Below are 3,671 nucleotides of genomic sequence, written 5' to 3'. Positions count from 1 at the left end.
TGTCACTTCTGCGCACACGTTCAGCGACGTGCTTCAACAGGTGCGCCAGAAGGCGCTGGACGCCTACGGCAATCAGGATGTTCCGTTCGAGCGGCTGGTCGAGCAGCTCAACCCGGTCCGCTCCACGGCACATCATCCGCTCTTTCAGGTCTTCATGGCCTTCCAGAACAACGTTCGCCCCGACGGGTTCGCGTTCGACGCGCTCAGCGTCGAGCCGCTGACGGTATTGACCGGCACCGCCAAGTTCGACCTGGAATTCGAGTTCAGCGAGGTGCCGACCGACGATCCCGGCGCGCCGATGGGCGGCGGGGTGGTGACCTACTCCACCGATCTCTTCGACCGCGCCACCGTCGAGCGCTTGATCGCCTGGTTTGGACGCTTGGTCGAGGCGGTGGTGGCGGATTCGTCGGTGGTGGTGGGAGACGTCCCGCTGCTCGATCGCGGTGAACGTGACCTCGTGCTGTCGGGGTGGTCTGGTGCCGGCTTGGCCGCGGCGGTGGAGGTGGCGCCGCACCTGTTGACTGCGGCGGCAGTTGCCGACCCGGACGCGGCGGCAGTGATCGACGGTACCCGGGAGGTGTCGTATCGCGAGCTTGATGAGTGGTCGACGCGGTTGGCGCGGGTGCTGATCGAGACGGGGGTGGGTCCCGACGGCGCCGTGGGCGTGGCGATGGATCGGTGTCTGGAACTGGTGGTGGCGTGGTGGGCCGTCGTCAAGGCGGGCGGCGCGTACGTACCGGTGGATCGGGCCTATCCGGTCGAGCGGATCGCCATGATGTTGGACGCGGTTGACGCAGTGTGTGTGTTGACATGCGGAGCCGAGACGGTGGCCGGGGCCGGGGCGCGCCCGGTGCTGCGCGTCGACGGTCTAGACGTGTCCGGGCGCTGCGCGGATTCGATTACCGACGCCGACCGGCTGGCTCCGTTGCGGGTGGACGACGCCGCCTATGTGATGTTCACGTCGGGGTCCACCGGCGCCCCCAAGGGGGTTGCGGTCACCCACGCCGGTCTGCTGGCGTCGGCGTTGGGCGAGGTGTTCGGGTTGAGCGCGGATTCGCGGTTGCTGATGGTGGCCGCGCCGACCTTCGACGTGTCGGTCGGCGAGTTGCTGTCGGCGGTGCGTTCGGGGGCGGCGCTGGTGGTGGCCTCGCCCGAGGCGTACGCCGGGGAGGCGCTGACCACGTTGTTGCAGCGCCAGCGTGTCAACGCGGCGGTGTTCACCCCGATGGTGCTCTCGTCGCTCGATCGGGACCGGCTGGACGACGTGGACACGCTGATCACCATTGGGGAGGCCCTCCCAGCAGAGTTGGCGGCCACCTGGGCGCCGGGTAGGCAGATGTTCAACACCTACGGCCCCACCGAGACCACCATCTGGGTCACCTGCAGTGCGCCGCTGTCGGCGGGACGGCCGGTGGACATCGGCGCCCCGATTCTTGGTGTGTGCGCGCTGGTGCTCGATCCCCGGCTGAACCCGGCGCCCATCGGGGTGGTGGGCGAGCTCTACGTAGGCGGGCCCGCCGTCGCGCGCGGCTATGTGGGTCGGCCCGACCTGACCGCGGAACGGTTCGTGGCCAACCCATACGAGGGCGCCGGGACACGCATGTACCGCACCGGTGACCTGGTGCGGTGGACCTCCGCCGGAACACTGGACTACCTGGGCCGCGCGGACTCTCAGATCAAATTGCGTGGGCAGCGCATCGAACTGGGAGAGATCGAAAACTCCCTACTGGCTTGCCCGCAGGTCACCCAGGCGGCCGCAACCGTGCACCACACCAGCACCGGCGCACACCTCGTCGCGTACATCACCCTCGAAGAGGGCACCACCTCCGAACACGACGCCGAGATCGTCGAAGATTGGCAACACGTCTGGGACCGGCTGTACGGCGCTGATGGCGGGGTCGCGGGGTTCGGCATGGACTTCCGGAGTTGGAACAGCAGCTACACCGATGATCCGATTCCGCTCGAGGAGATGATCGAGTGGCGCTCGGCAATAGTGGATCGGATCACGGCCCTGCAGCCGCGAAGAGTGTTGGAGATCGGTACCGGCTCAGGGCTGGTGTTGTCACAGCTCGCGGCGCAGTGTGAGCTCTATGTCGCCACCGACATGTCGGCGGTGGCCATCGACGACCTCGCTCGGGCTCTAGAGCGGTGGCAGATCCCGTGGCGTCATCGGGTCCAGCTGCTGACCCAACCCGCCCACGTGATCGAGGGACTGCCGCAGGGCGGCTTCGACACCGTCATTCTCAACTCGGTCATCCAGTACTTCCCCAACCGGCGCTATCTCGCCGACCTCATGGACGACGCCGTGGAACTGCTGGCGCCCGGCGGGACACTGTTCATCGGGGACGTCCGCAACCACACTCTGCAGGGTGCGTTCCACACCGCAGTCGCGCTGGCCCGCACCGACACCACGGACACCGCCGAGATCCGCCAACGAGTTCACCGCGCCATGCTCAGCGAACGCGAATTGTTGCTGGCCCCAGAGTTCTTCACCTCGTGGGCCGCCGATCACCCGTCGGTGGCCGGACTCGACATCCAAGTCAAACGCGGAACCGCCGACAATGAACTGAACCGGTACCGCTACGACGTCGTCATCCACAAGGCCCCCACGCGGGTGTGCTCGCTGGCGACAGTGCCCACGTGGACGTGGACGCAATGCGCAGGACTGGGCGGGCTGAGCACCCAGTTGATAACGCAACGTCCCGCCGCGGTCCGCATCGCCGATATCCCCCACACCGGAGTGATTGCCGACGTTCGCGTCGAACGGGCCCTCGCCGAGGGGCTTTCGCTGGCCGACGCAATCTCGCCGGCCAGCGGCACCGCGACCCCCGACACCGCCATTCCCGAACAATTGCACCGCACCGGCGAAGCCATCGGATACCACGTCGTCGTCACATGGGGCGCCCAACCCGGCACCCTCGATGCCATCTTCATCGCCCCCGAATCCCACCGCGGGCACCCGCCGCCGTTGACCGACCTCTACCTGCCGCCCACCCTGGCCCACCAACACACCCCCCACTCGAGCGACCCGCGCACCAGCACCAAGATCAGCGCGGTCCGCCAGCAGGTGAGCGCACAGTTGCCTGATTACATGGTGCCGTCCCAGATCGTCGTGCTCGACGAGTTCCCGTTGACCTCCTCGGGCAAGATCGACCGAAAGGCGCTGCCTGCGCCGGTGTTTGCCGCCACGGCGTTCCAGGCGCCGCAGACTCAGACCGAGAAGATCGTCGCCGGCATCTACGCCCAATTCCTGGGTGTCGAGCGCGTCGGGCTCGACGACTCCTTCTTCGACCTTGGCGGAGATTCACTGATGGCGATGCCGGTGATCGACGCGATCAACAAGACCCTCGGCACCCATCTTGCGGTGCGCACGATATTCGACGCCCCGTCGGTGAGAAGCCTGAGCCAAAAGCTGGGCACGCGGGCCGATCCGGCGGGGCCCAGCTTTGCGTCCGTGCACGGCGCCGACACCACCGAGGTGCATGCCGCCGACCTCACGTTGGACAAGTTCATCGACGCCACCACGCTGACCACCGCCCCGACACTGCCCGGGCCCAGCGACGTCGTGCGGACGGTCCTGCTGACGGGGGCGACCGGATTCCTCGGCCGCTACCTGGCCCTGGAACTCCTCGAACAGATGCAGCAGGTCGACGGCACGTTGATCTGCCTGG

At 67.3% G+C, this 3,671-nt stretch carries 1 protein-coding gene; it reads left to right on the top strand.

Annotated elements, in window-relative coordinates; genetic code table 11:
• On the top strand, positions 1–3,671 hold a 3,671-nt coding region (locus ACRDUX_RS04720; protein ID WP_526411497.1), incomplete at both ends, for a non-ribosomal peptide synthetase.

It is taken from the genome of Mycobacterium sp. (genome assembly GCF_050701675.1).
Classification (GTDB): Bacteria; Actinomycetota; Actinomycetes; order Mycobacteriales; family Mycobacteriaceae; genus Mycobacterium.
The sequence above is the reverse complement of the archived record's forward strand: the minus strand, read 5'-3'. Positions and strand labels throughout refer to the sequence as shown.